This window comes from Acinetobacter sp. Res13-Abat-PEC15-P4-01 (assembly GCF_015676285.1).
Lineage (GTDB): Bacteria > Pseudomonadota > Gammaproteobacteria > Pseudomonadales > Moraxellaceae > Acinetobacter > Acinetobacter nematophilus.
The window spans coordinates 1-7,182 of sequence record NZ_JADAIN010000044.1; the positions used below are offsets into that span (position 1 = coordinate 1).

A 7,182-nucleotide genomic window follows, 5' to 3' on the forward strand; every position below is an offset into this window, starting at 1 on the left:
TACGATAAAAGACATCAACAACCAAAGTGGTGTGATTGCTTCGAACCAACAACTGAGCTTAAAGAGTCAGGGATTAAATAACAATGCCGGACAGATTGGCAGTGTTCAAGGACAAATTCAACTGGATGCAGGACAATTAGCGCTTGCAAATCAGCAAGGACTGATTCAATCAGCTCAAGATATTTATATTGCTGCGAATGGTGTGAATAACGCTCAGGGGCAAATCAATAGTCAAAACATACTACAACTCAATAGCCAAGGGCAGTTACTGGACAATAATCAGGGAACGCTGAGTTCTGGAAATATTAAAATTGACTCTGGGCAATTAAACAATCAGCAAGGATTGATCCAGGCTCAGCAAACCATCCAGATTGATACCCACAATCAGGATCTTGTAAATACCAACAGTGGTCAACAAGCAGGCATACTGAGTCAAGGTGATATTCAACTGAATAATATAAAAACATTAAATAATACAGGTGGATATCTCGCAAGTGCTAAAGAGTTAGGTATTCAAGTCAACCAAGTACTGAATCAACAAGGCACAATACTCGCAGGGAAACAATTAAATATTTGGGGTATAGGGCAAAACCAGCTATTGAACAATCAATCTGGTCAATTGTTATCTATGGGCGGGATGACGCTTAATATTGATCGGATAAATAACAATGGTAAGTTAAAACCGAGCGATGCGAATAGTCATATTATGGCAGTAGGTGATTTAAATATCACTACTCAACAGTTAGATAATCAAAATACGCTGTCAACTGATGGTTCAATTCAGGGAATTGATGCGAATAATTTAAATATCACGAGCAATATTTTAAATAACCAAACTGGTGCGATACGAAGTAGTGGTAACCAAAATCTGAACATTCGCCAAATATTGAATAACCAGTCAGGTCAAATCAGTAGTGAAAAACAACTGACCATTCTGGGTGATCAACTAGAAGTCAATAATTTGAATGGTCAAATCTTATCAGGTACTGGACTGAATTTCACCGCGAAATCTCTTTCAGGGAACGGCAAAGTTTTAAGTTTGGGTGATGCTCAAATCAACTTAAAAGAGAGTTATATCCATAGCATAGGCGCTCAATTACAGGCCAATCAAAATTTAAGTTTGAATACTCAAGGCAATATAACGAACTATGGCACGATTAATTCAGGAAATCGATTGGATCTCAGTGCTGTCAATATCAACAATATGCTTGATGCTAAAATTGAAAGCCATGAGACCCGATTGACTGCACAAAATGAGTTGAATAATACTGGATTGATCAATGGTGATTATACCCGCCTACAAGCGAATACACTGAATAATCAAGGTACAGGACGTATTTATGGAACAACACTGGCGATCAATGCCAACACGTTAAATAACCGACCGAATAGTGCTGGTGTTGCGCCAGTGATTGCCTCTCGTGGCGATATGTATCTAGGTGTTCAGGTGTTGAATAACTTGGCAAATACAGCTGACTATGCAAGCCAATCACAGATTTTTAGTGCGGGTAATTTATATCTCGGTGGTGGATTAGATGCCAATGATAAAGCTGTTGGGCAAGCTTTAGTGATCAATAATGAAAGTGCGACGATTGAATCATTAGGCAATATGCGTTTGTCCGCGAAGCAAATCAATAATATTAATAAAAACTTTAAGACCCAAATGGTTGAAATTGAGCGTAAGGATAATCTTGAAAAATTTTATAAAGGTGACTGGAAAACATTTGATGGAAAATTAATAGCAAAGAAAATTTACAATGAAGATTGGGCTAAATATAACTATAGTCAAGTAACTTCTGAAACGAGAGTTATGGACTCTGCACCTGGACAAATTAAATCTGGGGGAGCTTTAAATCTTGATGGTGCGCAAGTGCTGAATGATAAAAGCCAAATCTTGGCAGGTGGTGTACTGTCTAATTTAGGCGGAAGTATCACATCGGGTAAGCCTGAGGATAGTCAAGGTATCAGAAAAATAGTCGCAAGTGGAACACAGATACTTTCAGAAATTAATTATGTGAGGATTGGTTTAAGAAAAAAGAAAAAACGTGTAAATAAGGAATCTAAATTTACAAATACCCAAACAGAAACATTTGATTTAGTGGTCAGTCAAGCTTTGGGTAATCAAAAGCTAAACCAAAATCAAATTGTGACAACGTTGGTATCTAACAATCAAAGTGCCGACAAAACTCAATCAAGTCAAACTCCGCAGACCAATGTAAATGGATTAAAAAGTACCAATAATTCAACTCAAGTCGAGAAAGCTCAAAATTCTCAAGGCGAGAGTTTAACTGTAAAACAAGCTGAGAATATTTCGAATAGTACACAGTCGCAAACAGGGCAGCAAAACCAACCAACATTGCAGTCTAAAGATTTGGATGTTCAAGTTGCAGTGACGAACGTCACTGTGTCAAAGGTTGACCAAGCCAATACACAGAACATGACCACTGGTCAGAAAACTGATCTCACGAACAGCATCCAAACCCAGAAAGAGCAAGATGTCCAAGCTTCATTACAATCAAAAGACTTAGATGTAAATGCTTCAGGGGCAAATATCAATGTATCGCAAGCAGAACAAGCCAATGGCAAAAATTTAACAACGGGTCATGCTGCTGATTTAACGAATACAATCCAGACTCAGACTGGTCAGCAGAATCAACCTTCACAACAATCGAAAGATTTAAATGCAAAATTACTTGATGAAAATGTCAATCTGTTCAAAGCTGAGCATGTCGATAATCAAAATCAACAGCTTACCAATACAAAGCAAGTCGATAACAGTAGTCAAGTAAATGATTTACAAAAAAATTCATCTTCATTACAGTCTAAAGATTTAAATGTTTCTGTGGGGCAAGCATCGCAAAAACAAGGTGATACTGCTGGTCAAGCACAAGCCCATAATGTTACTCAACAGGCCAATGCACCTAGTGAAACCGATCAATCAACACAGTATGAGATAAGAACGCTTCAATCCACTGAGATTAAAGTTCCAAATAGTGCTTTATATCGTGTCAATGCAAACAGTAAAGCAGGATATCTCGTTGAAACAGATCCGAGCTTTACCAACTATAAAACATGGTTATCTTCTGACTATATGTTGGATGCACTTGGATTAGACCCTGCATTGCAACAAAAGCGTCTAGCCGACGGTCTATATGAACAACGTTTGGTGCAAGATCAGATTGCAAATCTTACGGGGTATCGCTTCCTAGAGGGTTATTCCAATGATGATGAGCAGTATAAAGTACTCATGAACAATGGAGTAAGTTTTGCTAAGTTGTATGGTTTACGCCCTGGTATTGCATTAACTGCTGCGCAAACAGCGCAGTTGACCAGTGATATTGTATGGTTGGTTGAACAAACGGTGATCTTACCAAATGGCACAAAGGCTCAAGCACTTGTTCCACAAGTATATGTGAAAGCACGAGTCGGTGACTTAAAAGGAGATGGTACCTTACTTTCTGGTGATGCGATTCAGTTTAAGCTAGATGGTGATTTGATCAATGGTGCAACCATTGCAGGTCGCCAAGCAGTACAAATTACTGCTGAGAATGTTCAAAATTTAAATGGACGAATTCATGGTAATCAAGTTGCTATAGACACCAAAAAAGATTTAAACAACATTGGTGGTCAAATCAGTGCCAAAGAATCTATGGCATTGAAAGTTGGTGGAAATCTAAATATTGAATCAACAACGCTTTCAACAGAATCGAAAATTGGTGGTTTTAGTTCATCACAAACCAGTATTGATCGTGTGGCGGGAATTTATGTTGGTTCAGGCAGTCAGCAAAAGCTTGATCCAAGCCAAAACACCTTGCTTATAGATGTTATGGGGAATACCAACTTAAAAGCTGCTCAAATCAACAACAGTAATGGTACGACCATCCTCAATACCTTGGGTAATCTTGATATCGGAGCCGTGACGACAAGTCAGACTGAACAATTAAAAATTAACTCAAAAAATGGTTATCAATATAACAAGCAACAGGATATAGGCAGTCAAATCAGCAGCGAAGGATCGTTACTGATCAACGCTCAAAATATTAGCGGTAAAGCTGTTGATCTGAACAGCAAACAAGGCAGTATTCAGCTTTCTGCGCAAAACAATATTCTACTTGAGAATGGATTAGACCAGAGTTCAATGTCTAGCCAATTCCATTCAAAAGGCTCATTTGGAAGCAAGAAATCATCAACTTATGATGAGAATACAACCACTTCAATCGCCAATCAGTTGAATGCTGGGAAAAATATTATTCTAAATAGCCAACAAGGCAATATCACTGCGACACATCTGCAAGCAAACGCAGGTGAGAGTATCCAGATTCAGGCTTTACAAGGTAATGTCAACCTACTCTCCACAATCAATGAAAAGAGCGTAAGCGAAACATCTTCAAAATCTAACTTTGCAACCTACAATAATCGTCAAAAGGGTTATATTGATCAAGAAGTTGCGCAAACTCAATTGGTTGCTGGGAAAAATATTGATATCAATGCAGGAAAGAATATAGAGCTACAAGCCAACGATATCACGGCTGGGCAAAGTATCTTTGTTGGCAATACTTTGATGCAACGTCAAGCCGATGGAACCTTGAAAGCCGCTGATGGTTCATTGATGCCTGAAAATGTCAAACTGACTACGCTGGAAACTCATGATCAACAGTGGGATGAGCAACAAAAGGGTTATCGTGGTGTTGTTAAAGAGTTGATGAAAGTCACTGAAGTCGGTCTGGCTGGCGTTCAATCTTTATTCCCTGGCGTTAAAGTGGATACCAAACTTACAGTGGGTGAGTCCAACAGTAAACGTGAAGAGCAAATCAAGCAAACGGGTACAAATTTAACAGCGAACAATGTTTATGTTGGATCATCAGGTCAAACGACATTAACTAGTGCCGAGATTACTGCAAAAAATACCATCCTTTCAGGTCAAAAGGTGACATTGAATGCGGCTGAAGAACAAAACATTTCAGTCACTTCACACAGTAAAGAAACCATTGAAGGCTTAGGGGTTAAGCTGAATAAAGACAACGTCCGTTTGGGTGGTTTTGTTTCAGAAGATACCACGCAAAGTACTAAAACGACAGAAACCACCCATAAGGCAGGTTCAATCCAGACTGAAAACCTTAAAATACAAGGTGCAGAAGGTATAGATATACTCGGTCAAAATATCAAAGCGACAGGCGATACGGTTCTTGATCATGGTCGAGGTGATTTAAAGATCGGTGGTTATGAAAATAAAACCACTGTTGAAGATAAGACACATAAAGAAACGATTAGTGCAGAAGTCGGTGTGCGAAATGCATATTTGGATGCCGCACTTGCAGTAGGTACGGTCAAAGATGCAGCCGAGTCCGTCAAACAAGCCAAAGATCAATATAGTCAGGCACAGCGTGACTATGCATCAGGTAAAATCACCAAAGAAGCACTGGACGATACCAAAGCCAATGTTGCAATGGCAACCGCCAATCTTGCCAATGCACAGATTGCGGTAGGTTCAGCAGCAGCAACCGCAGCAGCAAGTTCAGCAACTTACGGCTTTACCATTGGTGCAAACGGAGAACGTATCGAAACCACCACCACCACAAATACTACCCAAGGCAAATGGCAAGGTAGCAATCTTGATCTAAACAACCTCACGCTTAAATCTGAAAATCAGGATGTGAATGTACAAGGCAGTCGCTTAACCGCAACTGGAACGACAACATTCGATGGAACGAAAGATTTTAATATCAGTGCAGGAAAAGAACACGGTCAACAAGAGACCAGCAGTAAAACCAACAACCAAAGTGTGAGTTACACTTATGGCGGTGGTGGCAGTGTATCGGTGGGCAAGCAAACATCGAAATCACATGATGAAAGTCTGACAAATGTAAACAGTACAGTTGATCTCAACACAGTATCTGGATCTTTAAATAAGTTAAATATCCAAGGTGGTGTGGTCAGTATTGCTGATCGTGGCGATATAAAAGTCAATCAAATCCATGTTGAAAGCTTACAAGATACAGCATCCGGCAACAGTAGCAGTAAAGGTGGTTCAATTGGTTTAGGCATTGGTTCAGGTGGTGGCAATATCACGGCAAGTTATAATCAAGCCAAAGGTCAAAACGATAAAGCTTGGGTGAATGAAACCAGTAAATTGCTGATCGGCAATGCACAACATGATGCAGACCTCGATACGATGGGCGTGCAAAAGGTGAGTAATATTGGTGGTGTGATCGCCAATGCATCGAAAAACCCAGATGGAACATTAACCGATCATGGCAAACTGAATTATACAGGGGCACTTGAGCTTAAAGATATCCAAGATCATAGTTCTGAAAGCAACCGTGGTTTCAATGTATCGACCAGTGTGGGTACATCGATCAAAGGGGAGAGCAAGGAGAGTTCATTCCACCCAAGTGGTAGTACAACGGTTGGTTTACAAAGTACAGAGAATGAAAAAGAGCAGTTAACTAAAGCGACAATGGGTCAAGGCACAGTTAAAAATAGCACTGAGCTGGCCAACCGTGATATTAACAATACTCAAGAAATCACCCGAGACCAAGTGACAGGTTTATTGAATGGTTCAGTGACTGTAGACAATCGTTTGTTAACAGAGAGTGGACGTGCTCAGATTATCCAAGAGCAGAAGGATTTACCGCAGAACAGTAAAATTATTGCAGGTTCAACAGCAACAGGCGGATTAATTTTAGGCTCTGGTATTGTTGGGTTGTTGGATGAAAAAGGTTCAGTACAAGATGCAACAACATTAACAAAAAATAATGCACAGATCGCATACGATGCTGAAATGGCAGCACGATTACAACTGATTCAAGATGGAACATCTAGCAATGTTGTTGATAATCAACAATTGATCAATGAATACAATGATCAGTTGACCAAAGGAACATCGATAAAAAATACAGATGTTAGTTTGGTAGAAAGTTTATTCAATGAAAATTATTTAAAAGCGGATGCAACGACAAATATCACGAATAAAACAGATATTTATCTTGATAAGGATGCTCAGAAAAATACAGTAAATTTGGTTACTCATGAAGATGCACATCAAGTAGGTTTTGGAGAGAAATCATCAGAAGCTTTGGGTTGGATGGGAGAAGCTGCATTTAATGTGAATAGCTGGGTGAATTCATCAAATATTAATACGGTGAAAACGCAGGTTCAGAATATACCTAAAGTTGAAATTGC

Annotated in this window: 1 protein-coding gene; it reads left to right on the plus strand. The window is 39.3% G+C overall.

Annotated features, from left to right (window positions below; all coding sequences use genetic code 11):
* Window positions 1-7,182 (plus strand): hemagglutinin repeat-containing protein (locus tag IMO47_RS15955; protein WP_242052687.1); only part of this gene is annotated, 7,182 nt, incomplete at both ends.